A 26,980-nucleotide genomic window follows, 5' to 3' on the forward strand; every position below is an offset into this window, starting at 1 on the left:
ACCCCCTTTCTATGGTTTTCTAACACGTACATAGCCTAATACAGTAAAGTGTGATGTTTTAGCAACTTGAACGGGGTCACCAGCGTGAACCATCTCACCATTACCTAAATACAAGCCGACATGATTCGCGTCTCCTGGCCATGTATACCCTGTATCCATAAGGACTAAATCGCCACGCTTACGTTCGTTTGAATTAACACGATAGAAAGGACCTTGCTGAGACCAATATGTATTTGTAGTGCATCGCCAATTTGGCCAGTTTGTATAGCCAGCATTTTTAAATGAATAGTTCATTAATCCGGAACAATCAAAGTTAGCTGGACCATTAGCACCCCACACATAGCGCTTTCCTCGTTGCGCCATTGCAATTTCTATAACCTTTTCAATGAGGTTATCCACTTGAGGTTGAGGCTTTGGTGCTGGTTGTTTTGGCGTTACTGTTTGTGTTTTTTCTTCTTTTTGTTTTCCGCGCACATTTAACTTGGTAATGACGTTGTAATAATCTACTGTTTTTTCTACAGGACCTAACAAATCATCGCTTGAAACTCTAAATCCAAACGACCCTTCAAAACGATATTTCAAAAAGCTAACGTAAAAGACCGGCGGAAAACCAACTTTATACCGCACACTAAATTCCAACTCAACACCAAATTCAGTTGCCAATTTTCTTAGCATTTCTAGTCTGCGTTCTGAACCTTGAAACTCAACTACTTTCGTTGTATCAGATTCATCTACCAATACTTCATAATCAGTTCCTTCTAATAAAGCATTCGTGTAATATGACAATCGTTCTCTGGAATTTGGCGTTTCAATTGGATCAGCAAAACCGTTTAACATACTAATATTCGCATCTTCAGCAAAAATAGTTTTCTCATATCGATTCTCTACCACATTCGTAATGGTCAATAAGAGTTGTTTTCTGTTTTTGTTATACATTTCTAGCATGTTGCCCACTTCTAAGGCTTGACTACGATGATCATTAGTTTTATGCACTTTTAATTCAAGCGTATATAATCCACTCGCAATACTTGTTTTAAGTTGATCATCATAAAAAGTAAGCCCGTTAGGCGCATCATTCGTTAATACGTCTACGGGCTTAAATGTTCTATCAATAATCCGAATCAAGATAGCCACCTACTTTCAAAACCTGCGATAATTTTTGGCATGTCTGCCCACGATGATGTGATAACTTTAATCGCTGTAGGGCCGCCATCAATCGTAAAGAAACGGCTATCATAATCATGGGCGCCAGTAAAGTTTGACCCATTCACTAATATTTCTCCAGTCTCATTATTAATATATAAATGATCTCCTGATTTAAAAGTATTTTTTACATCATGAATTCTGTCAGTGTAATGTCTATCTACGCGTATATTTCCAACGTAAAATTGTTCATAAGGTTTGGTACCGCCCCAGGCTCCTTGCCAGAAAAACACTTTTTTAGGTCTTAGTTGAGCTAGGTTGCTATCATACAAAGTTTCATTAATAATTTGTGGTTGAGTCGTTTTAGTAATCGTCTGTGCTTCTTCGATATCACGTTCATAAATCCAGTAGATTGGCCATCCGCCATTATCTAACCGATAAGCAACAGACCCATCAGCGCCTGTTTTTGAGGTACCAACTGTATAATCTAAATCATGATATCCATTTAAAATAGGATGACCAGTCTCTGCGTGAGTCGCACTCTTTTTAATATGTACAACTTGACCCACTCTAATTTTGTTGTTTTGGGTCATGGTGGTCTTATCAGACTGTATTAGCCAAGAAAATAGATTGCCACGTTTTTCCATTTTGATATTCCCATTTAAATTTTTTAATTTGTTTGTCCGAATTATTTTTGAATATTTTTCATAACCAGGTCGATTGTCCCGAATCTTACAAGTGACTGTTAATTCATTTTTACCGTCACCAGTGTCATAGACTGATGTTGTCATAATGGGAATGTTATTTTCATCCATAATGACAAAAAGCAAGGCCATCGTTCGGCCTTGCCCTATATTTGACGCATCTACACGCATTCTAGCAGTCATAATATCTGCTTCTTGTTCTAGCTTACCCTTATCAAATTCTTTAACAAAAGCATGTCCATACCATTTAGAGTCTGTTCCAACTTCATTCATGTCCACCCATACTGCCGAATCAGTATAATAGGGCTTATTACCACTACTAATTTTGTTATAGTCTGGTATCCACGTCTTTGCATCATTTATTTCTGTCCATCCTACCAATTTACCTTTGGACGAAACAATCGGCTCATCAATCGCAATTTCACTAGGTGGGACGATTATATTATCTTCTTGAGTCGGATTTCCCAACGAAATAAATCCGTTCGGCGACATGATACATAAATAGCCACAATCTCGACCGAAATATAAATCAAAATATGGATACGTTGGTGCGGTTCCTTTGTTTTCTAAGATTCCGAGGCCTTCTTCTAATTCAACAAAAGTTAGGCCTTTAACATCTCGCCAGAAATAGTCCGGACTGATGAAGGTAATTTTAGCTTTGCCTGCTTTATTACTAGAGCTAAATTGCACTTCACCATCTATAATCGCTAACAAATATCTATCATTACGATTACTAAACCTAAGTTTTTTAGGCTCTGTACTGAATAAAATTTTATTCAATTGATCTAAATTGTCCATGACATCATTTTTTATCGTAATATCTACTTCCAATTTAATTTGACCTAATCGTGTTTGATAGAATTTAGATCCTGACAAAGAGGTATTTGTAATAAAGTTATTATCGCGAGGAGCCATGAGCGTGGGGGTAACGTTGTTAATAATACAGTACTTAGTAAATTCTACATCATCGTAATATCCTTTTAAGTACATCTTACCACGCTCCTAAAATTCGTTTATTGGTTCTATCTTGAATCTGTTGATACCTACGTAAAGGCTCATCAATTTCTCGAGAAACCTTTTTACTATCCATATATAAATCGCTGTCTTTATTTACGATGGTCGTTAATTTGTTAATAATCGACTCCAAATATTCATCTGTGTTTTTATCTCGATTACTATAGAAACTATTCGGAGTCAACTGAGTACCGAAATACGCATTTGTGTCAAACTCTTTCTTTACATTGTTTAAATCTAATGAACCATTATCTATAATAGGTTTAATTTTTAATGTTTTTAAATGGTCTAAATTAAATTTGTTTAAATCAATGTTATCTGTAAGTTCCTTAGAGATAGCACCAGCCATGCTTGATACAGATTCTTTTACATAGCGAAAATTTTCATTTAACCCCTTATACAACCCTGTCATGATTGCCTTACCATTTGGGATGAGCATTCGCTTATCATACGGTAATGGACCCTTTAATTTTGGAATAGATGAGGTGACTCTCGAGAAAAACCCTTTAACGTTTTCCCAAGCAGATTTTAACCCATTCAGCAAACTATTCATAATCGCTGATCCAGCATCCCATAAGTTAATGTTTTGGACTGAACTAATAATATCTGAACCCAATTTAGTAAATATATCTAAGACAGATGAAATTTGGCCAGTAATCCCTTCAATTAAGGACGCGATTATTTCAATACCAGCAGAAATAATCTGTGGTATATGAGATAAAATCATTGCAATGAACTGAACTGCTAGGCTAGCGGCCGTAGCTATTAAACTAGGTATTAAGCTAATAATACCGTTTATCAGGTTAGTTATGATATTTCTACCAGAAGATAAATATTGAGGATAATTACTCAAAATAACGTCAATGAAGCTGCTAACAACATTAATGGCACTTTCGCCTATAGCCGGCAAATTTTGAATAATTCCTGTTACTAAATTTAAAATCAAATCTGCCCCAGCTTGTAAAATGACTGGTATATTCGTCATCATAAATTGAACAAATTGGACGATTAATTGCCCAGCAATAGTAATCAACAGTGGCAAAGCCTGTAGAATACCGTTGGCAATGTTTGTTAATATTTGTACGCCCATTTCTAGCAACATCGGCAAGTTTGACGTTATCCATGTAAGCACGTTAGAAAAAACCGTACTGAATGATTCTAAAAATTTAGGCAAGCCAGTTGTTAATCCTTGAGATATCCCTTCAATCAATTTACCGCCAAGTTCCATTAATCTTGGAACAAATTCTTGATATAATCCAACAAATAAAGTTGGCAATCCTTTTAAGATATTCCCAACCATTGGGAAAAAATTATCAAGTAAAAATGTAGATGTTGTTTCGGCTAATGCCTTTAAAGATGGTTTAATGTCTTCACCAAGTGCTAATTTTCCTAAAACATTTTTGTATGATGCTTTCATTGCTGCTAATGACCCAGAAAATGTTTTTTCAGCTTCATCAGCCGTTGCCCCAGTAATCTCAAGTTTACCTTGAATCGCATGGATCGCATTATAAACATCAGAAAGGTTGTTGATGTCATATTTAACACCGGTTAGTTTTTCGGCATCAGCCAACAACCGTTCCATTTCACTTTTTGTACCACCATAACCCAATTTTAGGTTATCGAGCATGGTATAATTCTGCTTAGCAAAGCCTTGGTATGCATCCTGAATGCTTTCGATGGATGTCCCCATTTTATTCGCATTATCTGCCATATCTATCATGGCCATGTTTGCGACATCGGCCGCTTTTGAAGTATCTCCGCCTAATGATTGTAAGAGACTAGCGCTAAAGCTCGTAACATTTTCCATATAAGAGTTGGCTGACAAGCCAGCCGTTTTATAGGCTTCATCAGCATAAGTTTTAACTTTATCTGCGTGGCCTTTGAAAAGAGTCTCAATACCACCAATAGATTGTTCTAAAGCAGCACCTTCTGTAATCGAATCTGAAATAGCTTTACCAATCGCAGCGGTTGAAATAATGCCTGTTAGGGCAGAAATCATTTTAGTCCCTATTTTTGTTCCAGCAAAGGCGCCGGCCATCGCGGATTCTGGACCAAGTGCCTGTGTTATTGAGCCTTTTATACCTCTAGCAGAAGGTATGATTTGTACATAGGCTTGTCCTAAATCAGTCACTATTCATCACCCCTTATCTGTCTTAGTAATTTATTTCTTGTATTTAAGAAGTCCTCACCGGATTCAAACGCAAGTTCTTTTCGCTCCTCTGGTTCATCGACCAACATCCTATAAATTGATTTTGGTTTATTTTTTCCGTTTTTAGAATCCTTAGTTTTTGACCATACTAAAATGTTTAAATCGTCCAGTATTTGTGCTAAAAACATGGTTTCAAGTGATATTTTCAACCCATTCATCTTTAACTTAATTCGTGAATTGTTACTGAGACCAGAAGCAAAAACAGCTACCGTGCTTAAAGGTAGCTGTTTGTAGTCATATATATGATAGGTTTCTGCTAGATCACATATCAGCGCATTCTCATCCGTTTTTATCATCCAAGCAAGGACAGTTAGTTTTTTACTTGAGTTTGTGATGCAAAAATTTCTTCGATTTCGCCGAATAACTTTTCTGCTGATACAATCCCATCTTCATCACGAACATGATCTTTTAATTTGTCGGCATCTTCGCCCAATAATAAATCAATGACTTTTGGGAGCAATAACGGTTGAGAATCAACTTTTGAAATTACTTCCATCAATTCATAATTTTCTAATCGTTTTTCTTCGATTTCATATTTAAACCCTGATTTAGTTTGACCTTTAATCATTATTCCACATCCTCCCCTTTGCTTTGAATATATTCGTAGTGCGTATTTTCATTTTTGTCAGGCAATCCTAAGATCGTGACTTCATATCCAACGTTTTCATCATCTTTATATACGATTTCGCCAATTTCAGATACTTTGGCAACCGGAATAACAATCCGTTTTAGAACGCCACCTTTTAAAATCATATCGACAACAATTGGATGTTCTTCTAATTCTTTTGAGTTGGCGGTTACTTTAATACCGCTTTCCAATGTTCCTGTTACATTTTCAGAACCATAAACTTCTTTTAACACATCAATATTTAAACTCTCAATTAATGTGTAAGTAAATTTATCACTTCGTTCTGTTAATACGGTACTAACTACTTGACCGCCCCACGCTTTGATATTTTCTGATTCTGGTGTGTGTTCGTTGGTTAGACCATCCTCCGAAATAAATCCTAATGGTTTAAAAGCACCATCTAATTCGGTGGATGCATCTGTTGGCAATGTTGAGCCTAATTTCGCTGTATAAATTGCTCCGCCAACTTTTGGTTTAGCTGACGTGACATGTTGTGTATTTGACATTAATATTCCTCCTAGTAATGATTTATATCAAAAACAGCTTGATATCGATATCTTTTAGAGTCAATATCTGTAAAGTTATAATCAGAATTCAAATGAATACCACTAACTTCATCTAACTCTACAAGATTGTCCATCAGTTCTTTTATTTTTTCATTTAACAAAGCAGCTGCATACATTGTTTTTCCATAACTTTGAATAGCCACGGTTGATGATTTGAGTTTATTAGAATACCTACCACTTGTTTTTTCTATCAACACAAACGAATTCGGCATATAATCTTCAAACTCAAAAAAAGACGGTACATCCAAATGATTATCTAAGTATTCTTTTAATAATACCTCAATCATTAGTGCACCGCCTTTAAGAGTGTGTTATTTTTTAAATTGTCTTTCTTCGCTGCAAACGTACTTGTTTTTACCATTGCATTCGCACGATTTTTACCAACATAAACATCATGCTCGTAGCCACTACCGCAACGATCGCTTATTGCGGAAGCTTTTTCAGTTAAAATATTCTGCATTTGTGCTGATTTCATGAGTTCAGCTACACCTTTTTTATTTAATACAAATTTAAAATTATTCATAACGTTCAACCATCACCTTCTTATTCCATTTCAACGGAATCATAGAATCTATTCCTTCTAATGGAATGCCAAAAGTACGCCATCTTTGATTGAAAAATCTTACTTCTTTGTTCTCCCAGTCGTGCGTGTCACCTTTCGGGATACCTAGAGTATAGATTGCCTTTCTCCCGGTTAGATTTATTTGATTAGTGATATCATCTGAGGTTGCTGGCGATACAATGACATTATCAACTTTTACTTCCGTTTCTTTGACAATCGATTTTCCAAAAGGATCTTTACCAATAATCTGAGTATCCATCAAAGAAATCGTTATGCCATGGATCATCTCCATATAGTTCACGCACCCCAATTTTTTGTTTTTTTAATCCAAGTCTTTTTAGTTCTTGGTCTTTAATGAATAAACCACCACCGGGGGTTAGGAATGTTCCAGACCAAGAATATCCTAATGCAGCCTGAGACTCCTGAATCATTGGTTCTTTATCCGTTGATGTCATTAGTGTTCGAGCGACAACATCAACTGTAACTGACTTTAGAACACTCTTAAAGCTTTCATCTTCTATGGATAATAAATCTAAATCTTTTCCAACCTTTTTTGCTTCTACTCTTAGTGTGTCTGAAACAATTGGAAGTAAGCTTTTTGCTCGGTTCATTTCGTCATTGGTCATCTTTCGCCAAAGATTTGTTACATCTTCGATAGTGGCAAAATTTTCCATACTATTCACCTAATCCTGAAAAGACGTTGCAATAACTTCGATAATTTCATCTTTCTTTGTAGCTTCTGAAGGCAATTCAATATCATTAGATTTAGCATATGCCTTGAGTTCTTTAACTGTTAGTTTAGTTAGATCAAATCCTTCTTTATCTTCAACATCATTTACTTCTGCTTTAATTTCGTTATCGGTTTCTTGTTTTACATCTTTTATTTTAATTTGTTTATTTTCCATTTTTTCCCAGTTTTCACCAGAAATAGGGACAGTCACATCAATGACTGCCCCATTTAATTTGTTGATATATCTCATTCGCTATCCCCCATTACATTTCCTTGGACAATACGTGAGAAGTAATTAGGTTCTAAAATACCCCATCCTAAATAAACCTCAGCACGAATATAAATTTGGTTATAACCTTTAAGGTCAAGACCAGAATTGTCTGGATCACCATATTTAATGATTTCAAGTGGAATTTGTTTTGCATAACCCCATTTGAAGGCATTTCGGAAATCTCCAATATAACCCATGACGGTTTCTTTAGTCATATCAGATACTGTTTTGTTAACATGAACATTTAAACCATTAATGCTTGATGGCGCATTACCCCAAGCTAAATCTGGGAACATAGCACTGCCATCAGCTTTTATTTGTTTAGATAAAGCAGAACGGAACACTGGCGACATGGCAAAACCTGTGATGCTTGCTCCAGAACCTTGAACGGTGGAAATAGCTGATTCTACAACACCATTTGCATCGGTTAATTCTGATGGTGCTTCTGCCTTTTGAGTTACAAGTTTATCAAAATGATTATTGCCAACAACCGTTGATGATTCTCCTGTACGTGGGTTCACCCCATGAAACGCAGCTAAATCTAGACCACGAGCCACTTTTTTAGCAAATCCATCATTAAACGCTCTAAGGATATTAATTTTTTCTTCTTCTGCAGCATATAGAAACTCGTCAGATACACGGGCTCCGTATTCAAATTTAATTGGTACCATTTTACGAGGTGCAATTGAAATTCCACCTTCGGTTTTCTTGCCTGACTCTGCTACAATATCAATTTCCTTATCCATGTTAAAAGTAAACTCTTTAATCCCATTAAATGGAATTGGAACTTGATTAGATAATACTGCTAAAGATGATTCTCCTTGTACCTTAGAAAATAAATCAGAAACTAACTTCGGTTCAAATAATTGTTTACGCTCTAATACCATATTTTCTTCTCTCCTTTTTTATTCTTCTGTGTCAAATGCACTTAATAAATTTCTATATGCTGAATCTTCGTCACTTTGAGCTTGTTCAGATTCCTTTAAAGGCGCTACATTGTTATTGATAGTCATAAAACTCGCTAAGTTTTCCGCATCTTTCGATAATGTTTCTTCATCATCTCCCACCAAGCGATCAGATAAATCAATTGGTAAATTATGGCGAATAGCAATAGTTCGCTTGAGTTCTTTATTTTTCAAAACAGAAAAATCATTTGATAAATTATCTCGTTCTGTTTCTAACTCTGAATACTTATTTGATAATTCATTCTTTTCATCATTTAATGCTGAAATTGTTTGTTCAAGACTGTGTTTTTCATTTTTTAGTGCTTCATAGTCTTCTTGAAGTCCCTTATCAGCTTTTAATGATTTTCCATGCTCAGCCATAATCTTTTCAACATCTTCATCCGCAATTCCTAAACCTTTTAAAAAATCTCTATTCATTATTGATCTCCTTCTCGTTTTGATTTCGGTGTCCGACACCGTGAAGTTTTCATTTAACGCATGAATACGATAGTTTAACGTCATTGCGGACATAAAAAACACCCACATAAATGTGAGTGTGTTAATAACTTATTCTTTGTTGTCGATTATTTTTTGTTTCTAAACAAATCCAGTGAGCTAATATCATGCTATCCATTAAGCAAATATCATAATCTTCATATTGACTTCGATAGCCAAATCCTCCAGCTGAACCAATGGGTCTTTTTTCACAATTCGTAACAATCTGTGTTAATGAAGGTTGATTCATGTGGACAATATTTTGTGTATTTATGCCTCTTTCAAAAGCCGAATTTGACACAATCACTTCAGATACTTTTGGTAAAATTGGTCTTGGTTTAATCTTTGCCTCTTTTATTTCTTTCTCTAAAATATATTGACCACTAGCACCATCGACCACTACTTTTGAAACGTCTGCTTGATTTAAAAAATTTAATATCCAACCATTCCCATTTCTAACCGATTGACAATCAATAGCTTCTATAAATACATTATTTTCTTTGGTACGTATCGCAATACTCATGGCAACATTGGCGCCGTCTTTGCCATATTTGATACCCACGAATAACTTAGAATTAAAATCGGGAAGTTTTTCAACTCCCATTGCTCCCCATTCTTCTTTAGAAATCACTGATTTTTGGTTGTATTTAGGCCAAAAACCTAACCGCTGAACATTATGGTCAAGTTCATCTTCCCCAAGCTCAGCTTCGATTTTACGCTCATTTAGATGGTAACCCATAGAAGGATTGGTCTCATACCACGCATCAACATCACGAATATCTTTCATTTCTGGGACCGACCATTCTGCCCAACCAGAGTACTTTAAACCACCATCTAAACAATTGTTTCTGTACTTTGTAAATACCGTGCCACTTGATATTGGAGTGGGTGGTGTCCCACACATAATCGTTTGAGGATTGTCAGAGTCGGTCACTGTATATTTTAAGGCGGATTCTTGATCATCAGTATATTCTTGGGCCTCATCAATAACCAGTAAATCAAAACCTTCACCTAGGCCACCAGTAGATGTTCTTGTTCTAAATTGGATAACTCCACCAGAATGATACAATTCCAACCGCTCTTGCCCTTTTGCTTTGATTGAATTGAAATCATCACCTTCGACGTAGCCACAATCTTCAAGATATTTTTTGAGCTTTTCATAGGATGAATGGGCGGTGCTAATTCTATGCGCTGTATGAAGGATATTTAAACCTTTTTCCAACGACCATAATTCTTTAATATAAACAATTTCTGTCTTACCATTACGCCGAGGAAGTGAATAACCAAATTTTTGGTGAGTCCATAAGCCATCATTTTCAATGGCCATCAGTGGTTTTAATAAGTTTTTCTGCCAATCGTATACTTTTAATCCAGTCCGTTCATAGAAATCAACAGCTTCTTGATAATTACTTTTTTTGAACTTAATTAGGAAGCTAACGGTAGGGTTTTGATTGCCAAATTTAATTTTATTACCTATTATTACCACCCCTTTCTAAGGGCGCCAATCAGCAACACCTCCTGCTACTTATGATTTTAAATTAGACAAAAGGGATAATAGATTTCGCATCTTTAAGCATTTCTTTTGCTTTAGCAATAAAGCTATTATCTGTTAGATACTGAATCCCTAACGGTGTAATACTAATCTCTTCTAAATCAATAACATTTGGGTACTTTTGGCCCCAAACCTTTTCTAAAACAACTCCCTCAACATATCCACCATCAACAAGATTAAAAATAATAAATTTCCAATAATTTGTATTTATATTAAACAGCTTGCCTTGAGGAAACAAATAGGACTCATCTACTTTAATATCAGATTTTAGACAACTATATAAATAAGCCAATATTTGATAAACAATCACCGGATAATTATCTTTAGCCATTTGACCACCTTCTAATTTATGATTTCAATTTTCTTTATGTCATTTTCATAAAATTCATAAGGAAATTCATATCCGACTGCATCAATAATAATACTTTCTTTACCATTTTCATTGTCTTCAGGATATACATAATCACTCACTTTTCCTCTAAAAATTTTTCCATTCTTAGATTCTAAAAAAACTTTCTTACCCCAATATTCTTTTAATTGCATTTTTACTCCTCCCTTGTTGGATAAATATGGCTTCCTGATTTCGAATAAATAATAATCCCATGTCGAGATTCGTATTTAGTGCCGTTTTCATCTTGGTAAACACCTAAAGGTTGATTATCTGCTACTCGTTCTTTATTAGTCCATCCTTTGATTGACATGATTGGTATACCCGTGCCTTTTAGGCGATGATATTTTAACTGAGATGTTACAAGATCTCCATACATGTAACTTCTTCCTTCATCGCGAGTTTTTTCTAAATGGCGTAACTGTTTTTCTTTATTAATCATATCTTTGACATCTTTTCTAGTTAAGTAGTCTCTTACAATATGATTACTTACCTTAGAAATGTTATGGCTTTTACTAAAACTAATCCTTTTCTTAATTTTATCAGCTTCGTCTTCTCGGTTCCACTTCTTATCCCATACATTTTGCTTTTTACCATCCCCCGGATGATAATGAACTTCACACCGGCAATGACCATGCCTTCTAAACACATCTGGAGGCAAACCAGATGGGTAATCAAAGCTTCCAACCATCTTACTACACCACTCGCAACAACCAGCATTCGCAGTTCTCACGATTTTGGGAGACAGTCCAGCTTTATAATGCAAATCTGCATTTGATTTAATAGAATCATCAACGATAGATTGGCTAAAGTTAACGATGGGTTCATCAAGGATCCATTTAATATCATCAAAGTTATCTTCATCTGCAATCCTTTGAACGATTCCTTGAATTCGATCATTATTAAGTTCAGGTTTCTGGCCAACAATACCAAGATTTGCTTGTTTATTGAGTAATGATTGTGTTTGCCGACAGTTTTCAGCTACAACGCCATGATTGTCTACCATCATCGGTTCAATTACTTTCTTTGCAATATTGTAATACATTTTACCGTTTGGTAATTCGTCGCTTTTTATATTCTCTGAAAAGGTTTCAGATAACAGTTCACCAACCCTAATGGCAAATGAATTTGCTTCATGGTAACTATAATTTTTATTATGTAATTGATTATTAAGTTTCTTGATTTGGTTGTCCGATTTGATTTTTTGGTAAAACGCCGTTTGCAGTGTCTTCAGCAAATCCTGGGATATATCCATCTGAATCTCCTTCCATGCCTGTTAGATCTCTCAAATTATCATTACCAAAGTATCCTGGAATTGATTGGTTAATCTTGATAACACCATCACCAATCGCCGAAATTGTTGCAGCGTCTGGTTCAAATACAGGTTCCCATTTCGGAATGGTTTTATAGAACTGATTTCGTTTATAGCTGAAATTGTCTCGAATACACGTTGCTAAGAATCCAACATTTAGAAATCCACTTCCAAAGTTTCTCTGTGCTTTTCTAGCAGTGACTCTCAACGTTTCATGACTAGCTTTAATGGCTTCAGCACTCGATGGATTGTCAGTTACAAATCCTAAATCGTCCAAGGTTAATCCAGTTTCACCAGCAAAACCAGCAGCTGCCATTCTTAATTGTTCAATAAATGGGGTCATGCTAGATGTCGTAAATTGACCAAGAATTGGATGACCACCATCTTCATCTTGGGTAAATTCAAGCATGGATGAAACAGTTGCTTTCCAAGTGTCTAGTTTTTCTGAATCTTGACTGGTACCAACTACATATTTTTGAGGGAATGAATAAAATTCTGCCGTAACATCTGAACGTTCTAAAACTCTTGCTGCATAGTTCTGCCAATACATGGCTGAGCGAGATATCCGAGACCGTCCAAATGGGCGCACTGCATCCGGTCTATTGATGATTGGTACCAACAAGGGTGCTGGTGCATTATTTTTATATTTAGTAACAGTATTATTACTTTTGTTGTAAATAGTAGTTAATCCTGTCTGAAAATAGGCTTCTGTTTCTGGATTACCTTCTTTGGTGCGTGATAATACTGCATAACCTTCTTTTAAAAGACCAGTAATCGGATCAATGATTCCAGTTGCGTTATTTGCTTCAATAACTTGTAGTCTTGGATAACCATCTTTATCACTTGAGATATACACAAAACAACAAGAGGCAATTAGCGCCGAAAGAATGGCACTGTCAAAAAATGTATCTGGATTGTTCAAATCAAATATTTCATTCAAATCGAATAGATCATTAGCAAATTCTCTAAATATCAATCTGTCAGCTAGGGTATCAACAGCTTTGGTAGTCCAGCCAATGGTTGATTTGAACATCATTTGTATTTGCGGTGGCATTGTAAAGCTTTTATTCCATTGTTTATGTTTCATGTCATAGTATTTATAGCGTGTTTCAACCCTATGCTTATGATTGTTTAGCTTTTTTTCAAGATATTCTTTTCCCATTAGATCCATTTTTTGACTCCTTTTTTGTGATATGTATTGGCGCAAGAAAATATGTGCAGTACGACGTGAAGTCCCGAGCAACCAACGGTGGGGGTGGTATGCCCCCCTTATCCGTTAGTAAATTTAAATTGAGTCCAGTCCATTGATTGTGGCAGATTACGATTGCCCAGGATCTTTTTATTATTCGTCATATTTTCCTTATTATTGAAAAGTTTATCTGATTTCTGTCTGTTACAAGTCCAATGCGCTAGCTGTAGGTTGCTTATGTCAGAAGGGTGCCCACCTTTTGCAATAGGTATTATATGATCGATTACTGGACTCATTGGATTCGGAGCTTTTAAAGAGAAGTCAACAGGATAACCACAAATTGCACAAACGTTCTGGCTTGCCATGATTCTCTTCCTATTCTTCTCGTATGTAGTCCGGTGGGTTCCAACCTTATCGGGGCGTTTTATTTTCATGGTAGTCTCCTCGTTATATAGGTGGGGGGGCAAAATAAAAAGCCACCCACTTTTTTAGATGGGCAGCTCATAATATATATTTTTCACAATACCAACGTATCATATATATGAGTGCCAAACAATGACAAACAGGGACATTTAGGGACAGGATTTAATAAAACTGTCTATTTCCTGTTGAAACTTTGTTCTAAACTCTTCTAAAGCACGACCATGGATTCTTTTAACATTTCTATCTGACGTATACATCACATCAGCTATATACTCATAACTTCGTTGATTGAGGTAACGCTCACGTAGAACTATATGATGTTCTTTAACTTCCAACTGATCTATTTGATTTGATATTGTACGTTTAGCCTCTATCAATCTATCTATTTTGTTTGAAATTTCATCGTCTAACTTTACCAACTTATCTACAAAACTACCATTGGTATGTGTTTCTTGCACTGGGTCGGTCTTCCAATTACTCGCCGATGGTATATTGCGCCTCAAATCGTCCAACTCTTTTTGTCTTGAGTTGATGTCCTGGTTGCTATATCTTACTTGGTTTAAATATCGCTTAACATCGCTCAACGCCAATCATCCTTGTCTAAGCGGACGAGTGTCACCCCTACAAATAACACGAGTAATAATATTGTTTTCATGATTCCACCTCCTCAAAATCAGCGTTGGTGTCGTTGATGCCAAGGTTGTTCCATTGTTCTTTGCTGAATTTAGTTTGATATTCGTCAGTATGATGATTACCTAAAACAATAAATCTATCTTCTAAGGGTAAGTAGTTCCAATACCGTCTATAATAATCTCTTGTCAACTCGCTGCCTTTTATCTTGGCGTAAAATAACGGTTCTTTCTCAATCTCGTAACCGTTTATCCAAGCTTTAGCTAGCACTTCAAACTTATTATAATCGTTTGCATAAACCCATCCGTAAACTTCATCGGGCTGAGCAATAAAGTCTAAGGCTTCTCTCAGTGTTCCACCGCCAAATTTAACTTCTTTAATCCAGTTAGCTACAAACTTTGGTATTTTAGCTTTCTCTGGTTCTTCCACTGCCTCCCATTCTGTTGTTTGCCAATCGAATGGCTCTTCTAACCCGTTTATTATTTCAGTAATCTTATTAATCACTTCTCGTTTATCCATCATATCTTCCCCCTAAATAATCTAAGTTATCTGGCTGTCCGTCGCTCCACAGACTCCCACCAAAGCCTTGGTCTCGCCAGTAGGCTTGGTCAAGTTCTTCAAAAGATTTATGCTGTTCTTTGCTATATTCTTTCAATTCGTCATACACTGCATTAAATAGATCGTCTAAGCCGTCGATATCCGTCCTAAATTCGTGTGTGGTTTGATTTATTTTTTGACAGATTCTAACTGCCCCACCATCTCGCTCTATCCAGAACACTTTACATAACTCCTCTCATACGCTGCGCAAATGTCTGGCAGTTTATGTTGCGCCTTGCATTCATCAAGATTAAATTTAACGGATTTTAAAAACGATTGTGTCCCTCGTTTTCGCTTAAAATTTTCGATGATATCTTCCTTATGCACCACATAGCGGTATCCATCAACGGCTTCAATGATAAATACATTGTCGTGCTCACTGACGATATCGCCGTTAACTTTCACTCCCTGTATTATTTCGTAAATCATTTTCCATGTACTCCTTCAACCGTGATAATGTTTCAATAGCTTTTTCTATATCTTGTATAGGATTATCTTTGTTTCGTTTAATATACCGTTCGGCAATACTAATCATGATGGCCTTAAATATTTCTAGATTATATTCGTTGTGCCATTGATCAAATAAATCTTTGCCGGATTTGTTTTTATAATGTCTTGGTCTGATGGCTTCCATTAGTCATCTCCTTTCGCAAAAGCTCGCGCAAACAATATAGCTTCACATTCATCTTCTGGAACATCAAGTTGATAAATTTCTGCTACCATGTTCATCGCTTCTCGTTTCAAATTAGACCTTCCAACTGTTTTGATCCCCACCAACTTCCGCCACTCTGATGCTTTAACAACATTGACGATATAGCCTTTTTCTTCCAGACATATTTCAAGTGTGCCTTGTAATTTAGCTAATACTTCATAAACTTTTGGATTACGCTGCACTTGGATACCTTCGATAAAGACAAAGGTTGGCTGGTGATCATCACAAAGTCTAATACACTTTTTAACTGTTTTACGAATACGGTCATTAGTTGGCCCCTTGGGTTTAAAAACATCGGACTCAACGATTTTCATCGAGTCCATTTCCATCACACAATAACCTGTACAAGTGGTTGATTGGTCAAAAGCAATTAATTTCATGCTAATTGCTTCCACTTCCTCTCTTCCAAATATTCTGTTTTCAATTCATCGCCAACAATAATTAGCTTCTTTTTGGCGCGTGTAACTGCTACATAGGCTAAATTTCGTGTGTCTAAATGACTTGGTTGATATGCGACCACATCCCACTCAGACCCTTGCGATTTGTGAATAGTGAGGCCATATGCTAAGTCAAAATTATAATCAAGATCTAAAGCGGTTTTGATATCAACTATTTTTCCGTTCGCTTGATTTAAAATTTTGTTATAGGCGATAATTTCAAATAACTGCCCATTATAAAAGCGTTCGTCATTTGTTTTAGCGATGATAATATCGCCGATACAAAAATTGGGGGAAATTGAGCGTTGGCCATTCTTTATTTTTTGCTCATCATTTACTTGTTTAACATTGCCATTGGTATAAGTTAAAACGACTTCCGCTCCTCTGTGAAATGCCTCTTTGGTGGTGGATACAATTTCAATATTATTAAATTGCATGTTTGAATTTTGAGGAATCCCCAAGATTTCTCTGCCTAATGCAATAATGTCGTAAGCATCTGAACGATGATTTTCAACCAACTCAAATGTTTTAAAATTGTTCAGGATTCGTTCAAACGGTCGCCCATATTCAACCGGTGGGATTTGATTTTTATCGCCTACAAAGATGAGTTGTTGCCCTTTATATACATCCATTAGCTTCTTAAATAAAGGCGTAGAAAGCATTCCGCTTTCGTCAATGACAATCACATCACAATAAAATGGATTGTGAACAAAGCTATGAATGGTTTTAACGATGCCAAAATTCAATTTTTCCTGGAGTGCCTCTTTAGCTTTATGAGTGGGTGCTAAAATTGCTATTTCTTTGTTGTTTTTCTTGAGTTGGTCAATAATTGCAGCCGTCACATAACTCTTTCCTGTACCTGCACCCCCAATCAAAGAAGAAACATGATTTTTTAAACAACCGTTTAAAGCGTCCATCTGTTCTTTAGTTTTCTGAATCTCAATCGGAACAATATATTGATATAAAACATTTTGCGTAGGTAAGTAACTAGGCAACTGATCAATGGCTTCACTTACCAGAATAGTTTCTTTGGTTGTTAAGATATAAGGGTCAGCGTACAGTTCAACGCCGGTTCCGTCCAAATCTTCCTCATCTACAAACATCGACACATAATCGCTGCGTTCTTTTTGCATGAGTTGTGTAACGTCATAATAAATTCTAGCCTTTCGCTCTTGTTCATTGGTGTAAGGAATGTTGTAGCGTATCAAAGCATTCTTAGTGTTTTTAAATGCATATCGCTCTAATTCCATAAAAGTTCCAAAAGGATTGTGTTCAAGCAATTCTTCAAAAAAATGATAAGGATTGTATGATTCTGCCGTCCCCGGATATTGATGAGCATTTTTAGCATGGGCAAATGTATATGTCCGTTCAATATTCCTTAAAATTGCTTTGGAAAAATCATATTTCACGACAGATTACCTCCACTTCTTTTTCTGTTAGTCCATCTGCATACATTTGTTGAATAACTTTTTCTTCCAATTCGCGCGCTTCATCATGCTGATTTTTAAAACTAGGATTGTTCAGGGTATCTCTTAAATATCTGATGACTTCAAAATAAGTATTATTTCGCTTACCTTCTGGAACACCTTGTTCTATCACCCGTTTAAGTTTAAATGCTTGCGGATGATTAAAATCCATAATTGATTTGTTGGTAGTAATTGTTGTATTAAAATCAATCACTTTTTCTTTATCTCGATTAAATTGTTTTACGTTAACTTTTGTTCCAGTCACAATAGAAATATCTTTGTATTTAAAAGGCATTCCCATTAGCTGGGCAATCTTTTCTGAAGCCGAATCAATTTCGATGTTTAACATTTTTGAAACGCCTTTAATGGTATTTCGATAACTATCAACGTCCATCTCTTCGTCAGCCATCATGATGACACGCCACCTTAAGGAACCGTCATAATAATATTTAGCAGTTGGATAAACTAAGCCAAACAATCCCTGCGCTTCTAACTTGCGTTCCACTTCTTGGCGGCCTAAATTACCATCATCAATATCTAAGGCTAATAAGATTTTTCCGCCTAAATAATTTTCATTGGTGCGGATATCATTTTTAAAATTACCGTCCAAGAAGTATGCAACATAGTTTGCTTTAACATGCTTATATTCTTGTTCCGTTGAAGCTCCTTGCAACAAGCTAGTGGCTTCCAAATCTTCTTCCATCTTGTCAACAGACCGGATAAACGAATGCAAGGTTTCATTGTCGCTTGATCGCATCTGATTCCCTTGATAACCAACTTTCAAGTTGATGGTCATCTCTTTCATAAGAATTGAATTTAACAACTGTTCTGTTTGGATTGCTTGTTGTTCTTCTTCCATCGCTTCTTGTTCAAGCTCCATGTTGAATATTTCTTCTTCATCTTGATAATCAAACCCTTTAAATTCAAAAGCCGTTTCAGGAACGATAACCCAACACGCATTTTCTTTGCCTAGTTTCTTGTTGTTTTTTAGCTGCCGAATCGAAAGTTCTTTAATTTCTTTCAATCGATTGGCTAATTGATTAGATCCGACCACTTTCTTAAATTCGGTTGGTTTAAAATACCATTCATCATCAATGTTTCTGCTTACCGCTTGATGAAGTCTAGTTAAAGCATCTAATACCTCGGTTTCATCCACCCCATTATCTTGATACAGGGCAAACATCATCTTGTCCGCTTCTTCCACGTCTTGAATCTCTTTAACAATGTCATATGGATTAGCGTTTCGATTGCGTATCTGTACAAATCCAATTTCGTTTTGGTAGTGGAATCGATGGCCATCGAACTGTAAGTTTAATGACTGGTCGTCCAATACAACAATGCTCGGTTTTATCCAATGGTGTTTGTTTTTACCTGTGCCAAACATACGTTCTGCTGTTTTATAAATAAGCATGCTTTCTTCAAATGTGTCAGCCACATTTAAATCCAGTGTTTTTTTAGTGTATGAAAGAGTCTTATTTACGTTAGTCACATAATTAATTTTACGAATATACAACACCTTTTTATTATGTGTTTCCTCAATAAAAGTATTGGTCAAATTCAAATTTGAAAAAGTTGCTATATCATCTTTGTATAATCCCATCGCTAGCAATAATTCAAACGTCCGATTATATCCACCGATTGCCAGAAACAAAACTTCTTCTTCATTAATCACTCTGGCTAATTTATCAGATTGGATTCGGTTGTATACTTTTTTCAGGTTCTTACGTGACTTATCAAAAATTATTTCACCCATTGACTCCTCCTCCCATTCGTGATAGTCTTAGGTCAAGGAATACTACATTTTTCTTCCATTTGATTATCTAAACTTTGTGAAAAGTTATGAAATAGTCAAATGGAATTTTTATATATAAAATTTTAAAACTCTATATACTAGACATAACTTCATAACCACCCCTTATAAACGTTGATATAAAGCCATTTTGACGGTTATGAAACGGTTATGTGAGTGGTTATGGTTATGAATATTTTTACTTTTTTGACTCTAAAAAAGTTATTTTTTGCTTTTCATAACCATGTTCATAACTTTTACATAACTTGCTACAAACGCTACTGCAATAACGTTTGTAGCACTTTTTAAAGTTTGTGAAATTTTGGCTCATAACCACGTTTTATAACTTTTTTATCAGAATGGAAGGTCATCTTCCTCGTCGATTTCTTCCAGTCCTTCTGTTTCTAAAGAGCTAAATTCATAATTTCGATGTGGATAATCTGGATTCTTTTTATTTGGTGCGATTCTTAAGTCCATTTTGAATTGGTTGCCGATACCTCGTTTTAATGTTTCAGCTGCCATTTCTTCATCATCAAGGTCGCCTTTTTTAGTTTTAATGTTGGCAAATTCAACGATAGACAATAAAATTTTTCCGTTCTTCTCTAGGACAAAATCTGGAAGATCAGCGTTAAATGATAAGAACAAGACTTCTTTGCGTCCTTCAAACTCTCCAGATACAACTTCTAACTTAATAATCAACTGTTCTTGACCGCGTGGACTTATATCACGTTCAGCGCTTAATAAACGCACTGGATAGATTCCTGTTTCTAATAGACCACCATTGTTAATCTTATCTGTCTTTGGATCGTATCCTTCTTGTTTGACTGCTTTTAAAGTTTCTAATAATGACATAATTTTCATTCTCCTTTTTGTAATGTTGGTAGTAATTCCATTTGTGGAATTGTGTCAATGTTTCCAATTAATTGATCTTTGGCTTTGGTAGCCTGTGTTGGTTGCAAAACAATGATTCTTTCGTGTTCATTTGTGGTTTGATTCGTGTAGACGACCAATCGCCCAACCAATGGAATAACGCCCATAATCGCGTTTAAATTGCGGAATTCTGGTTGAAACTGAGTGTATACCCCGCCATTTGTTCTGGTGATTTCCACACTAATCTCATGAGCAAGCAACAATAAGTTTTTGTTAAAGTCTTTTAGACTATTGATAAAGTCCAGAAGCACCCGGTCAAAGATTGGATAGTCTTTTAATTCTGGCATCCCACTTTTTGTGGATCTTGCTGCTTCATTTAGCCATATCTTTTGTAAAGTCGATAAATTATCAATCACAATATTGTTGTAATCATCGAGATGGGAGCGAACAAATTTATAAAATTCGCCAATTTCTTTATTAGGCTTTTTAGAGTCCATCGTATAAATATCGACGTTGTCTAAGCCCGCGAGCACTGTATACATCCCATCGACTGATAAAAGAATCGTTTTTCCTTTGAGTGATTTGACCATGGTCGTTTTTCCTTTGCCGGGTTCTGAATATACAAGTACAGTCCAATTTTCAAACCGTTTTACTTTCCCGGCGTTAAGTAATCCCATATCTACCACCCCCTTTATTTAATCTGAATGGAAGGATTGTCAATAATCTCAACGCCTTCAACATATAGACCGTTTTTAATCACATCTTTTTTTAGCTCTGCTAGCTTTAATCGCGATGGTTGAGGTTCAAAGTATTCCTCTGGAATATGTTCATTCGTCAAAATATTAAGCTTAGGCGCATTGTTCCGAACACTTACGGTAAATAGGTCTCCTGGCACTTCCTGCACGTCTGCGAGTGTTAGACACATTAATAAATAGTCTTTCAAACGTTCCTTGGTACGCTTAGCCTTGGTAGATTTCTTTTTAAAATAATCTGATTCGGACTTATAAGCTTTTTCTTCTGATTCTAGGTTGCGAATAAACTTTGCGATGTTCTCAACTTTATCTGCTAAAGGAACTTCTGTGTCTGTTAATTCTGATTCCAATTGTGCCAAGTCTTCATCTGTTTCTAAGTGTTCATATTGGCGTTGCAAGAATGCAAAACGATGACTTAGTTCGTACAAATTCATTGGATCACCTCATCTAATTCTGTTGAGTAATACGTTTCTTCATAGCGCTTTATAAAGTCATAAACTTCTTGCGGATCATCTAAAACCCACTCATCATATAATCTGAAATAGCTATCAAAGTCATCGCGATAGATAGCGACTCCGCGCCAATCTCTTCCAACCATTTCATGTTTAACTTCTTCTGGTTCAATTGGTTGGCCAAAACTATCAAATAATTTCATACTTCACCTACAATCTATCTATTAGTTTGACGAACAAATATCCAGCATTAATGATATTCTCGGTTTGTGTTTCGTATTCCAGTGAGTCAAACACGATTTCAATCATTCGTTCTACTTGTTCACGTCGTGTTGTATTTTCAACCATTCGCTTGTTGTTTAATAAATTTTCATGAACGGTTACATTCCGTATTCCGTCCTCATAGTTAACTTCTATGGCTCCTGAAGATTTTAGATTGGATACAATTCTTTTAGCATTGTTTTCGGAGGTATCCATTTCTTTGGCAATCTCTTCATTGGTTGCTTGAGGATATTTTTTTAAGAACGCCGCACATTCTTCATTTCGTGTCATTGGTTTGCGACCCCTTTCGTGTTATAATCAAATTGAATATATTTCTTATGCCACTTTGCCGAGTGGCTTTTTTTAATGTTCTAAATTACTTAAAATAATGAGATGGTTTCGAAATTCCTCGATATAAGTCGTGCCATTAAGGTCGGATTCGTAAACCACGGAAGCTACTACAATTAGGTTTAGCAATACAAAAAACATGAAACCAACTAATAAAATGATTAGCAGTATATTTTTAAATGCATCAGACCATTTCAAATTGGCTGCATGCCATTTAATAAGCCTGTATATATCTTTTAAATTTTCGTTGTCACCGGTCTGAAAGAAATTATTAAGACACTTGATCATTATCTGTCTCCTCTCTAAATTCGTTGACATCTACGCCAAGTAAATCAGCTAACTTGAATGCGACACTTAAATTAATTTCTTTTGTTTTTCCATCCAGGAATCTATACAAAGAACCAGAATTCATTCCCGCTTCAGTTTGAACTTGATATACACTTTTTCCTGATTGGTTTATTAGGTTTTTAAGTTTATTTCTCATCTCCAACCCCCCTATATTGTGTCCAAAAAGTTATCAACAAATACATATTGTGTTAATTAACATAGTATTGTATAATCCATTTATATTGCCCCACTAGTTAGCGATTCCTAGTGTGTATCGGGTGAATTCAATGAAACCCTAAGTCTGATACGATATGGAAACACTGAGCCAAGCCTTAATTGGAAGGTGCAACGCATAGGTTTTGAAATAATAAACCCACGAGCGCCCGACATCTCATAGAGATGAAGATATATGCTGAACTCATAGGAAACTATGAGAGATACCGGATAAAAAGCCGGTATGATAACAAATTGGATGGATTTAAATTTACCGCTGGTATTAATCCAGAAGGACTTAATATTAAAGGAGTTGAATCAATGGTAAAAAGTTATAAGGATATCATTGGTACATCTCCAGCGTTTAGTTTAGGTCAACTTAACTCTCATGAAAGTGCAATTACTGGTATTCAGCCAGCAGTTGATGCTGTTAAGTCGGCGAGAAAACCATACGAAGAATTAATTAAATCCATTGGTAATACATTATCTAAATTCATTGATATCTACGCCGAGTGCATCAGCGAGCTTAAAAGCCGTGTCTAACCAAATATTCTTCTTAGTTTTTCCACTCACTATCCGATGGATCAATGCGTAATCTACCCCAGCATCTTTTGATATTTGATATAAACTTCGAGAGTCATTATTTATCAATTGAATAATTTTTTTAATATTAATCACCCCTATATATTGTGTTTAACAACATCATTTGCCACTATATGTTGATAATTCTGATGTTTATTATAAAATAGTATATGACAATAATTCTTTATTAAATCCTTGTTACGCAGTAGGTGTGTTGCTGCTTAATTAATAAAATTATGTGTCAAAAAATAGATAGAAACGAGGTGAAACAATGAGCACAAACAATTTAAAAGAAATAGTAAAAAGAAATCATGATAAATTGCTAAAGGATATATTTTCTAATAAAAAAATATTAGAAAGAAATGCAATATATTTAAAAAACGGAAAAATAGCTAAAGATAAGATGTCTATTGTTGCGTTGCTTGAAGCTGAGTTGTTTGCTTCAAACTTGCTAGTTAATGTTCTGGATGATCTTCAAAAAGAAGGTTACTTGAACGAACCAAACCATCGCTAATCTCTTTGATAAATTCTTCATAATTTATTTTATTTACTCTTCCCACTACCACACCGACGACCAATCCTGTGGCTAGTGGGATGAGTGTTTTTAGTATGTTTTTCATTACCAATCAATCCTTTCAAAATTTTCTTCTAACCATTTAATCAGCGGTTGTTTATTGAACCGCCACGGTTTTCCTTGTACGTCTGAATAAAATACTAATTTGCCTTGCAGCTCATCTTTGAACGGAATTAACAGAATCTCTTTGATCGTATCAGTGGATGAAATTCCGATTTTTTCCCTCAGCCATTTCATATCCCCAACACCATCATCTTTTGATTGTTCAATCTTCGCTATTTTTTGTTCGTATGCTTTGATTAACGATTCTTTTTCAAGTTCTAATAATTCTGCGATAGACATTTGTTACCACCTCCTATGTGGTTTTTTTATAACTCTGCTATACTCTCCTTATGAAAGGAGGAATATTATGTCTGAACATCTAAATGATAAAGAAATCGCATTAGAGCTGACGAAAGTAATGGTTGAACATTATAATAGACGTGTAGATATAAAAGATAATGCTCGTCATATTGATTTAGATTTCGTTGGAAAATCTTATAATTATTTTCATCAGATTGTATCATCTGTAAATAAACGAAAGACTAGATAAGTTTTTTATCAAATCTAACTTTGGTTTCTCGTTTATAACTTTCTCTTCCTGCTATTACCCCTATAAGAAGCAGGAGGAGTATTTTTATATAGTTCTTCATTTTCATCCCCCTTCCTATGTGGTTTGTTCACGTTCGTGAACTTTAACGTTAAAAAAATAATATGGAATGTCTTCACTAACGATATCTAATAATTCTTTTGCTTTAAATATTTCTCCATCTTTCCACGGAACTTTATTGTTTAGCTTTAAAGAAAGACTTCTTTCGGATAGGTTCATGGCAATTGCAAAGTTATATTGCGTACCATATTTTTCTACAATTTTTCCAGACAAAGCGGAATAATCAAAACTCATACATTCACCACCTTTCATTTTTAGTTCACGTTCATGAACTGTACTTAGTTTATCAAGTAGATTGAATCGTGTCAATAAAAAAGTTCATATTTTTTAAACTTATTCATTGAATAAAAGTTCAATAGTTGATAGAATATAAACATAAAGGAGGCTAGCAATGGAAGAGAGAGTATCATCAGGCGTTCGCCTTAACCAAATTATGTCTCAAAGAAACTTAAAGCAAATTGATATTTTAAATATGAGTAAAAAATACCAAGATAAATATTCTATTTCTCTTAGTAAAAGCGCGCTTTCTCAATACGTTAATGGCAAACAAGAGCCAGACCAACACAGAATATATCTTCTGTCAAAAACTTTAAATGTAAGTGAAGCTTGGTTAATGGGGTTTGATGTTCCTATGGAAAGAAATGATTTGCCGAAAAACGTTACTGAAATCCCTCCCGCCATTCGTATTCCTGTCTTAGGCCTTATCGCGTGTGGTGAACCCATACTAGCCGACGAAAATATTTCCGAATACCGGGAGACTTTTAATCGTAATTTACCTAAAGGCGATTTGTTTTTTCTTAGAGCCAAGGGCGATAGTATGGCACCTAATATCCCTGATGGGAGCTATGTAATGATTAGGCATCAGGAAGATGTGGAAAACGGAGAGATTGCTGCGGTGCTAGTTAATGGGGATGAGGAAGCTACGCTCAAAAAGGTTAGAAAACTGGGAGATTCAATTTTGTTAGAAGCCATCAACGAGGATTATGCCCCTTATCTAGTAAACAAAAACAACCCTGCCAGAATCATCGGCAAGGCTGTGAAGGTGGAGTATGAGTTGTGAAAATGATATAAAGGGAGGCAATATGGAAGACTTACAAAAAAGATTAGTTGATAAAAGTATTGAAGCTTTTATTATGGGGTTAGAGGTATACAATAAACCGACTATCAGATATCGTATTGAAGGATTTAGTTTCTTTATTTGTAATGCTTGGGAATTAATGTTGAAAGCTGAACTGATTAACAGAAAAATAAACATTTATTTCGACGATGATCCAACAAGGACAATTAGTATTTCTGAAAGTGTTAGAAAAATATACACTGATTCAAATACAAGAATAAGGCAAAATTTAGAAAAAATAATAGATTTGCGAAATATTAGCACTCATTTCATTACTGAAGATTACGAATTAAAATACGCACCACTTTTTCAAGCGTGCGTAATAAATTTTATATCAGAAATGTTGCGTTTTCACAATGAAGATATAACTCAATACATAGCGCAAAATTTTCTAACTATTTCAGCCAGCATCGAACCATTAACGAGTGAAGAAATCAAGATTAAGTATCCTCCTGAAATAGCAGAGAAATATATTCAGAAAGCTAATGAAATTGATGTTTTAACTGATGAGTATAACTCGGATAAATTTTCAATTAATGTGGCACAAAGACTTTATATAACTAAAAAGAAAGATGATTCAGATTTTACAATTAGTATAGATAAAAAATCTAATAATGCAGGTAATATAATAAAAGAACTTAAAGATCCATCTGATACTCACAAATACTCATTTAAAAGCGTTATAAAATCTGTAAACGAAAGGCTTCAACGATACAATATTAAAATTAAAGATTATCCAAAACCAATTAATCACTATGTATTAAATCTAATTATTGATTTTTATTCTATTAAAGAAGATGAAAAATATTGTTACAAACACACGATTGGAAATAATATTCACCATACATATTCGCAGCAATTTGTTGATTTTATAATAAGTGAAATAAGAAAAAATCCAGATAGTTTTGTAACCAGCCTCAAGAGTGCAAATAAAAAAAGATAACCCCAGGCACATAGGAATGCTCAGTGATACATTTCAGTATTACCTACCCCATTATGGGACCCAGCGTTTAT

General features: G+C 35.3%; 41 protein-coding genes. 5 read left to right on the forward strand and 36 right to left on the reverse strand.

Annotated features, from left to right (window positions below):
- Window positions 1-9: 9 nt before the first annotated feature.
- From BMX34_RS03500 to BMX34_RS03665, 33 genes are all read right to left on the reverse strand, one after another.
- Window positions 10-1,125 (reverse strand): NlpC/P60 family protein, encoded by a 1,116-nt coding sequence (locus tag BMX34_RS03500; protein ID WP_092570845.1) that lies wholly within the window; start codon window positions 1,123-1,125, stop codon window positions 10-12.
- Window positions 1,122-2,837, reverse strand: coding sequence for a distal tail protein Dit (locus BMX34_RS03505; protein WP_092570847.1), 1,716 nt, complete (start codon window positions 2,835-2,837; stop codon window positions 1,122-1,124). The genes BMX34_RS03500 and BMX34_RS03505 overlap by 4 nt, the downstream gene beginning before the upstream one ends.
- Before the next feature lies 1 nt (window position 2,838).
- Window positions 2,839-4,995, reverse strand: coding sequence for a phage tail protein (locus BMX34_RS03510; protein WP_412457630.1), 2,157 nt, complete (start codon window positions 4,993-4,995; stop codon window positions 2,839-2,841).
- Window positions 4,992-5,219, reverse strand: a complete 228-nt coding sequence (locus BMX34_RS09955) for a DUF5361 domain-containing protein (RefSeq protein ID WP_327077509.1) — start codon at window positions 5,217-5,219, stop codon at window positions 4,992-4,994. The genes BMX34_RS03510 and BMX34_RS09955 overlap by 4 nt, the downstream gene beginning before the upstream one ends.
- 161 nt (window positions 5,220-5,380) lie before the next feature.
- On the reverse strand, window positions 5,381-5,638 hold the full coding sequence (locus BMX34_RS03520) for a hypothetical protein (RefSeq protein ID WP_092570853.1): 258 nt from the start codon (window positions 5,636-5,638) through the stop codon (window positions 5,381-5,383).
- Complete coding sequence (locus BMX34_RS03525) at window positions 5,638-6,204, reverse strand: phage tail tube protein (RefSeq protein WP_092570855.1); 567 nt, start codon at window positions 6,202-6,204, stop codon at window positions 5,638-5,640. Before BMX34_RS03525 ends, BMX34_RS03520 begins: the two co-directional genes overlap by 1 nt.
- An 11-nt stretch (window positions 6,205-6,215) precedes the next feature.
- The gene (locus tag BMX34_RS03530) at window positions 6,216-6,551 is read right to left on the reverse strand and encodes a hypothetical protein (RefSeq protein WP_092570857.1); all 336 of its coding nucleotides are present in this window, start codon (window positions 6,549-6,551) and stop codon (window positions 6,216-6,218) included.
- Entirely contained in the window at window positions 6,551-6,787 is a 237-nt protein-coding gene (locus BMX34_RS03535; RefSeq protein ID WP_092571063.1) for a hypothetical protein, read from the reverse strand. The genes BMX34_RS03530 and BMX34_RS03535 overlap by 1 nt, the downstream gene beginning before the upstream one ends.
- The gene (locus tag BMX34_RS03540) at window positions 6,780-7,118 is read right to left on the reverse strand and encodes a hypothetical protein (protein WP_092570859.1); all 339 of its coding nucleotides are present in this window, start codon (window positions 7,116-7,118) and stop codon (window positions 6,780-6,782) included. Before BMX34_RS03540 ends, BMX34_RS03535 begins: the two co-directional genes overlap by 8 nt.
- Window positions 7,063-7,500, reverse strand: coding sequence for a phage Gp19/Gp15/Gp42 family protein (locus BMX34_RS03545; protein WP_092570861.1), 438 nt, complete (start codon window positions 7,498-7,500; stop codon window positions 7,063-7,065). Before BMX34_RS03545 ends, BMX34_RS03540 begins: the two co-directional genes overlap by 56 nt.
- A 9-nt stretch (window positions 7,501-7,509) precedes the next feature.
- Complete coding sequence (locus BMX34_RS03550; RefSeq protein WP_092570863.1) at window positions 7,510-7,806, reverse strand: Rho termination factor N-terminal domain-containing protein; 297 nt, start codon at window positions 7,804-7,806, stop codon at window positions 7,510-7,512.
- Window positions 7,803-8,714: a phage major capsid protein gene (locus tag BMX34_RS03555; protein ID WP_092570865.1), complete on the reverse strand. Its 912-nt coding sequence runs from the start codon at window positions 8,712-8,714 to the stop codon at window positions 7,803-7,805. The genes BMX34_RS03550 and BMX34_RS03555 overlap by 4 nt, the downstream gene beginning before the upstream one ends.
- A gap of 18 nt (window positions 8,715-8,732) precedes the next feature.
- Entirely contained in the window at window positions 8,733-9,209 is a 477-nt protein-coding gene (locus BMX34_RS03560; protein ID WP_092570867.1) for a phage scaffolding protein, read from the reverse strand.
- Window positions 9,210-9,330: 121 nt separating this feature from the next.
- Window positions 9,331-10,743: a DEAD/DEAH box helicase family protein gene (locus BMX34_RS03565; protein WP_092571065.1), complete on the reverse strand. Its 1,413-nt coding sequence runs from the start codon at window positions 10,741-10,743 to the stop codon at window positions 9,331-9,333.
- A 61-nt stretch (window positions 10,744-10,804) separates the two neighbouring features.
- On the reverse strand, window positions 10,805-11,149 hold the full coding sequence (locus BMX34_RS03570) for a YjcQ family protein (RefSeq protein WP_092570869.1): 345 nt from the start codon (window positions 11,147-11,149) through the stop codon (window positions 10,805-10,807).
- A gap of 11 nt (window positions 11,150-11,160) precedes the next feature.
- A complete protein-coding gene (locus BMX34_RS03575; RefSeq protein WP_092570871.1) occupies window positions 11,161-11,361 on the reverse strand; it encodes a hypothetical protein in 201 nt (66 codons plus the stop codon).
- A gap of 2 nt (window positions 11,362-11,363) precedes the next feature.
- Complete coding sequence (locus BMX34_RS03580; protein ID WP_092570873.1) at window positions 11,364-12,461, reverse strand: polymorphic toxin type 50 domain-containing protein; 1,098 nt, start codon at window positions 12,459-12,461, stop codon at window positions 11,364-11,366.
- The gene (locus tag BMX34_RS03585) at window positions 12,376-13,689 is read right to left on the reverse strand and encodes a phage portal protein (RefSeq protein WP_092570875.1); all 1,314 of its coding nucleotides are present in this window, start codon (window positions 13,687-13,689) and stop codon (window positions 12,376-12,378) included. The genes BMX34_RS03580 and BMX34_RS03585 overlap by 86 nt, the downstream gene beginning before the upstream one ends.
- A gap of 98 nt (window positions 13,690-13,787) precedes the next feature.
- Window positions 13,788-14,141: an HNH endonuclease gene (locus BMX34_RS03590; protein ID WP_092570877.1), complete on the reverse strand. Its 354-nt coding sequence runs from the start codon at window positions 14,139-14,141 to the stop codon at window positions 13,788-13,790.
- Window positions 14,142-14,279: 138 nt separating this feature from the next.
- Complete coding sequence (locus BMX34_RS03595) at window positions 14,280-14,714, reverse strand: DUF1492 domain-containing protein (protein ID WP_092570879.1); 435 nt, start codon at window positions 14,712-14,714, stop codon at window positions 14,280-14,282.
- A gap of 67 nt (window positions 14,715-14,781) precedes the next feature.
- On the reverse strand, window positions 14,782-15,279 hold the full coding sequence (locus tag BMX34_RS03600) for a DUF1642 domain-containing protein (protein WP_159428837.1): 498 nt from the start codon (window positions 15,277-15,279) through the stop codon (window positions 14,782-14,784).
- A complete protein-coding gene (locus BMX34_RS03605) occupies window positions 15,272-15,538 on the reverse strand; it encodes a hypothetical protein (RefSeq protein WP_092570883.1) in 267 nt (88 codons plus the stop codon). Before BMX34_RS03605 ends, BMX34_RS03600 begins: the two co-directional genes overlap by 8 nt.
- On the reverse strand, window positions 15,526-15,786 hold the full coding sequence (locus BMX34_RS09720) for a hypothetical protein (RefSeq protein ID WP_092570885.1): 261 nt from the start codon (window positions 15,784-15,786) through the stop codon (window positions 15,526-15,528). The genes BMX34_RS03605 and BMX34_RS09720 overlap by 13 nt, the downstream gene beginning before the upstream one ends.
- A complete protein-coding gene (locus tag BMX34_RS03615) occupies window positions 15,752-15,991 on the reverse strand; it encodes a hypothetical protein (protein WP_092570887.1) in 240 nt (79 codons plus the stop codon). Before BMX34_RS03615 ends, BMX34_RS09720 begins: the two co-directional genes overlap by 35 nt.
- A complete protein-coding gene (locus BMX34_RS03620) occupies window positions 15,991-16,449 on the reverse strand; it encodes a crossover junction endodeoxyribonuclease RuvC (RefSeq protein WP_092570889.1) in 459 nt (152 codons plus the stop codon). The genes BMX34_RS03615 and BMX34_RS03620 overlap by 1 nt, the downstream gene beginning before the upstream one ends.
- A complete protein-coding gene (locus tag BMX34_RS03625; RefSeq protein ID WP_092570891.1) occupies window positions 16,446-17,915 on the reverse strand; it encodes an ATP-dependent DNA helicase in 1,470 nt (489 codons plus the stop codon). The genes BMX34_RS03620 and BMX34_RS03625 overlap by 4 nt, the downstream gene beginning before the upstream one ends.
- Entirely contained in the window at window positions 17,905-19,725 is a 1,821-nt protein-coding gene (locus BMX34_RS03630; protein WP_092570893.1) for a hypothetical protein, read from the reverse strand. The genes BMX34_RS03625 and BMX34_RS03630 overlap by 11 nt, the downstream gene beginning before the upstream one ends.
- Before the next feature lie 390 nt (window positions 19,726-20,115).
- Window positions 20,116-20,613: a hypothetical protein gene (locus BMX34_RS03635; protein WP_092570895.1), complete on the reverse strand. Its 498-nt coding sequence runs from the start codon at window positions 20,611-20,613 to the stop codon at window positions 20,116-20,118.
- Window positions 20,614-20,618: 5 nt separating this feature from the next.
- Window positions 20,619-21,308, reverse strand: a complete 690-nt coding sequence (locus BMX34_RS03640) for an AAA family ATPase (protein WP_092570896.1) — start codon at window positions 21,306-21,308, stop codon at window positions 20,619-20,621.
- Window positions 21,309-21,322: 14 nt separating this feature from the next.
- Entirely contained in the window at window positions 21,323-21,817 is a 495-nt protein-coding gene (locus BMX34_RS03645) for a siphovirus Gp157 family protein (protein WP_092570898.1), read from the reverse strand.
- On the reverse strand, window positions 21,814-22,038 hold the full coding sequence (locus tag BMX34_RS03650) for a hypothetical protein (RefSeq protein ID WP_092570900.1): 225 nt from the start codon (window positions 22,036-22,038) through the stop codon (window positions 21,814-21,816). Before BMX34_RS03650 ends, BMX34_RS03645 begins: the two co-directional genes overlap by 4 nt.
- A 7-nt stretch (window positions 22,039-22,045) precedes the next feature.
- A complete protein-coding gene (locus BMX34_RS03655; RefSeq protein ID WP_092570902.1) occupies window positions 22,046-22,387 on the reverse strand; it encodes a hypothetical protein in 342 nt (113 codons plus the stop codon).
- A 328-nt stretch (window positions 22,388-22,715) separates the two neighbouring features.
- Window positions 22,716-22,928: a helix-turn-helix domain-containing protein gene (locus tag BMX34_RS03665; RefSeq protein ID WP_092570906.1), complete on the reverse strand. Its 213-nt coding sequence runs from the start codon at window positions 22,926-22,928 to the stop codon at window positions 22,716-22,718.
- Between the two features lie 377 nt (window positions 22,929-23,305).
- Between BMX34_RS03665 and BMX34_RS09790 the strand changes: the two genes are divergently transcribed.
- The gene (locus BMX34_RS09790; protein WP_092570908.1) at window positions 23,306-23,527 is read left to right on the forward strand and encodes a hypothetical protein; all 222 of its coding nucleotides are present in this window, start codon (window positions 23,306-23,308) and stop codon (window positions 23,525-23,527) included.
- On the opposite strand, the gene BMX34_RS09990 is transcribed toward BMX34_RS09790, so the two are convergent.
- On the reverse strand, window positions 23,468-23,662 hold the full coding sequence (locus tag BMX34_RS09990) for a helix-turn-helix domain-containing protein (protein WP_412457628.1): 195 nt from the start codon (window positions 23,660-23,662) through the stop codon (window positions 23,468-23,470). The two genes, BMX34_RS09790 and BMX34_RS09990, sit on opposite strands and share 60 nt — an antisense overlap.
- A gap of 175 nt (window positions 23,663-23,837) precedes the next feature.
- On the opposite strand from BMX34_RS09990, the gene BMX34_RS03675 reads away from it, so the two are divergent.
- Window positions 23,838-24,080, forward strand: coding sequence for a hypothetical protein (locus BMX34_RS03675; protein ID WP_092570910.1), 243 nt, complete (start codon window positions 23,838-23,840; stop codon window positions 24,078-24,080).
- 105 nt (window positions 24,081-24,185) lie between these two features.
- On the opposite strand, the gene BMX34_RS03680 is transcribed toward BMX34_RS03675, so the two are convergent.
- The gene (locus tag BMX34_RS03680) at window positions 24,186-24,482 is read right to left on the reverse strand and encodes a DUF771 domain-containing protein (RefSeq protein WP_092570912.1); all 297 of its coding nucleotides are present in this window, start codon (window positions 24,480-24,482) and stop codon (window positions 24,186-24,188) included.
- Window positions 24,483-24,549: 67 nt separating this feature from the next.
- Here BMX34_RS03680 and BMX34_RS03685 point away from each other — a divergent pair, with 67 nt between their 5' ends.
- Window positions 24,550-24,732 carry a hypothetical protein gene (locus BMX34_RS03685; protein ID WP_092570914.1) on the forward strand — a complete coding sequence of 61 codons (183 nt, stop codon included), beginning with the start codon at window positions 24,550-24,552 and terminating at the stop codon, window positions 24,730-24,732.
- Window positions 24,733-24,846: 114 nt separating this feature from the next.
- Here the strand turns inward: BMX34_RS03685 and BMX34_RS03690 are convergent, their stop codons facing one another.
- A complete protein-coding gene (locus BMX34_RS03690; protein ID WP_092570916.1) occupies window positions 24,847-25,083 on the reverse strand; it encodes a DUF739 family protein in 237 nt (78 codons plus the stop codon).
- Between the two features lie 157 nt (window positions 25,084-25,240).
- On the opposite strand from BMX34_RS03690, the gene BMX34_RS03695 reads away from it, so the two are divergent.
- Both BMX34_RS03695 and BMX34_RS03700 read left to right on the forward strand, forming a co-directional pair.
- On the forward strand, window positions 25,241-25,909 hold the full coding sequence (locus BMX34_RS03695; RefSeq protein ID WP_092570918.1) for a LexA family protein: 669 nt from the start codon (window positions 25,241-25,243) through the stop codon (window positions 25,907-25,909).
- 22 nt (window positions 25,910-25,931) lie between these two features.
- A complete protein-coding gene (locus BMX34_RS03700; protein WP_092571067.1) occupies window positions 25,932-26,909 on the forward strand; it encodes a DUF3644 domain-containing protein in 978 nt (325 codons plus the stop codon).
- Window positions 26,910-26,980 lie beyond the last annotated feature (71 nt).

The sequence above is a fragment of the Ignavigranum ruoffiae genome, from assembly GCF_900110675.1.
GTDB classification, from domain to species: Bacteria; Bacillota; Bacilli; order Lactobacillales; family Aerococcaceae; genus Ignavigranum; species Ignavigranum ruoffiae.

Coding starts and splice junctions, on each gene's coding strand:
- BMX34_RS03640 (WP_092570896.1), bottom strand. CDS start 21,308: ATGGGATTACTTAACGCCGGGAAAGTAAAACGGTTTGAAAATTGGACT.
- BMX34_RS03505 (WP_092570847.1), bottom strand. CDS start 2,837: ATGTACTTAAAAGGATATTACGATGATGTAGAATTTACTAAGTACTGT.
- BMX34_RS03530 (WP_092570857.1), bottom strand. CDS start 6,551: ATGATTGAGGTATTATTAAAAGAATACTTAGATAATCATTTGGATGTA.
- BMX34_RS03700 (WP_092571067.1), top strand. CDS start 25,932: ATGGAAGACTTACAAAAAAGATTAGTTGATAAAAGTATTGAAGCTTTT.
- BMX34_RS03665 (WP_092570906.1), bottom strand. CDS start 22,928: ATGAGAAATAAACTTAAAAACCTAATAAACCAATCAGGAAAAAGTGTA.
- BMX34_RS03560 (WP_092570867.1), bottom strand. CDS start 9,209: ATGAATAGAGATTTTTTAAAAGGTTTAGGAATTGCGGATGAAGATGTT.
- BMX34_RS03585 (WP_092570875.1), bottom strand. CDS start 13,689: ATGGATCTAATGGGAAAAGAATATCTTGAAAAAAAGCTAAACAATCAT.
- BMX34_RS03580 (WP_092570873.1), bottom strand. CDS start 12,461: ATGGATATATCCCAGGATTTGCTGAAGACACTGCAAACGGCGTTTTAC.
- BMX34_RS03525 (WP_092570855.1), bottom strand. CDS start 6,204: ATGTCAAATACACAACATGTCACGTCAGCTAAACCAAAAGTTGGCGGA.
- BMX34_RS03545 (WP_092570861.1), bottom strand. CDS start 7,500: ATGGAAAATTTTGCCACTATCGAAGATGTAACAAATCTTTGGCGAAAG.
- BMX34_RS09790 (WP_092570908.1), top strand. CDS start 23,306: ATGGTAAAAAGTTATAAGGATATCATTGGTACATCTCCAGCGTTTAGT.
- BMX34_RS03645 (WP_092570898.1), bottom strand. CDS start 21,817: ATGAATTTGTACGAACTAAGTCATCGTTTTGCATTCTTGCAACGCCAA.
- BMX34_RS03655 (WP_092570902.1), bottom strand. CDS start 22,387: ATGACACGAAATGAAGAATGTGCGGCGTTCTTAAAAAAATATCCTCAA.
- BMX34_RS03690 (WP_092570916.1), bottom strand. CDS start 25,083: ATGAGTTTTGATTATTCCGCTTTGTCTGGAAAAATTGTAGAAAAATAT.
- BMX34_RS03635 (WP_092570895.1), bottom strand. CDS start 20,613: ATGTCATTATTAGAAACTTTAAAAGCAGTCAAACAAGAAGGATACGAT.
- BMX34_RS03520 (WP_092570853.1), bottom strand. CDS start 5,638: ATGATTAAAGGTCAAACTAAATCAGGGTTTAAATATGAAATCGAAGAA.
- BMX34_RS03575 (WP_092570871.1), bottom strand. CDS start 11,361: ATGCAATTAAAAGAATATTGGGGTAAGAAAGTTTTTTTAGAATCTAAG.
- BMX34_RS03590 (WP_092570877.1), bottom strand. CDS start 14,141: ATGAAAATAAAACGCCCCGATAAGGTTGGAACCCACCGGACTACATAC.
- BMX34_RS03570 (WP_092570869.1), bottom strand. CDS start 11,149: ATGGCTAAAGATAATTATCCGGTGATTGTTTATCAAATATTGGCTTAT.
- BMX34_RS03555 (WP_092570865.1), bottom strand. CDS start 8,714: ATGGTATTAGAGCGTAAACAATTATTTGAACCGAAGTTAGTTTCTGAT.
- BMX34_RS03675 (WP_092570910.1), top strand. CDS start 23,838: ATGAGCACAAACAATTTAAAAGAAATAGTAAAAAGAAATCATGATAAA.
- BMX34_RS03535 (WP_092571063.1), bottom strand. CDS start 6,787: ATGAATAATTTTAAATTTGTATTAAATAAAAAAGGTGTAGCTGAACTC.
- BMX34_RS03615 (WP_092570887.1), bottom strand. CDS start 15,991: ATGGAAGCCATCAGACCAAGACATTATAAAAACAAATCCGGCAAAGAT.
- BMX34_RS09720 (WP_092570885.1), bottom strand. CDS start 15,786: ATGATTTACGAAATAATACAGGGAGTGAAAGTTAACGGCGATATCGTC.
- BMX34_RS03630 (WP_092570893.1), bottom strand. CDS start 19,725: ATGGGTGAAATAATTTTTGATAAGTCACGTAAGAACCTGAAAAAAGTA.
- BMX34_RS03650 (WP_092570900.1), bottom strand. CDS start 22,038: ATGAAATTATTTGATAGTTTTGGCCAACCAATTGAACCAGAAGAAGTT.
- BMX34_RS03600 (WP_159428837.1), bottom strand. CDS start 15,279: ATGGATAAACGAGAAGTGATTAATAAGATTACTGAAATAATAAACGGG.
- BMX34_RS03685 (WP_092570914.1), top strand. CDS start 24,550: ATGTCTGAACATCTAAATGATAAAGAAATCGCATTAGAGCTGACGAAA.
- BMX34_RS03540 (WP_092570859.1), bottom strand. CDS start 7,118: ATGGAGATGATCCATGGCATAACGATTTCTTTGATGGATACTCAGATT.
- BMX34_RS03680 (WP_092570912.1), bottom strand. CDS start 24,482: ATGTCTATCGCAGAATTATTAGAACTTGAAAAAGAATCGTTAATCAAA.
- BMX34_RS03550 (WP_092570863.1), bottom strand. CDS start 7,806: ATGAGATATATCAACAAATTAAATGGGGCAGTCATTGATGTGACTGTC.
- BMX34_RS03695 (WP_092570918.1), top strand. CDS start 25,241: ATGGAAGAGAGAGTATCATCAGGCGTTCGCCTTAACCAAATTATGTCT.
- BMX34_RS03620 (WP_092570889.1), bottom strand. CDS start 16,449: ATGAAATTAATTGCTTTTGACCAATCAACCACTTGTACAGGTTATTGT.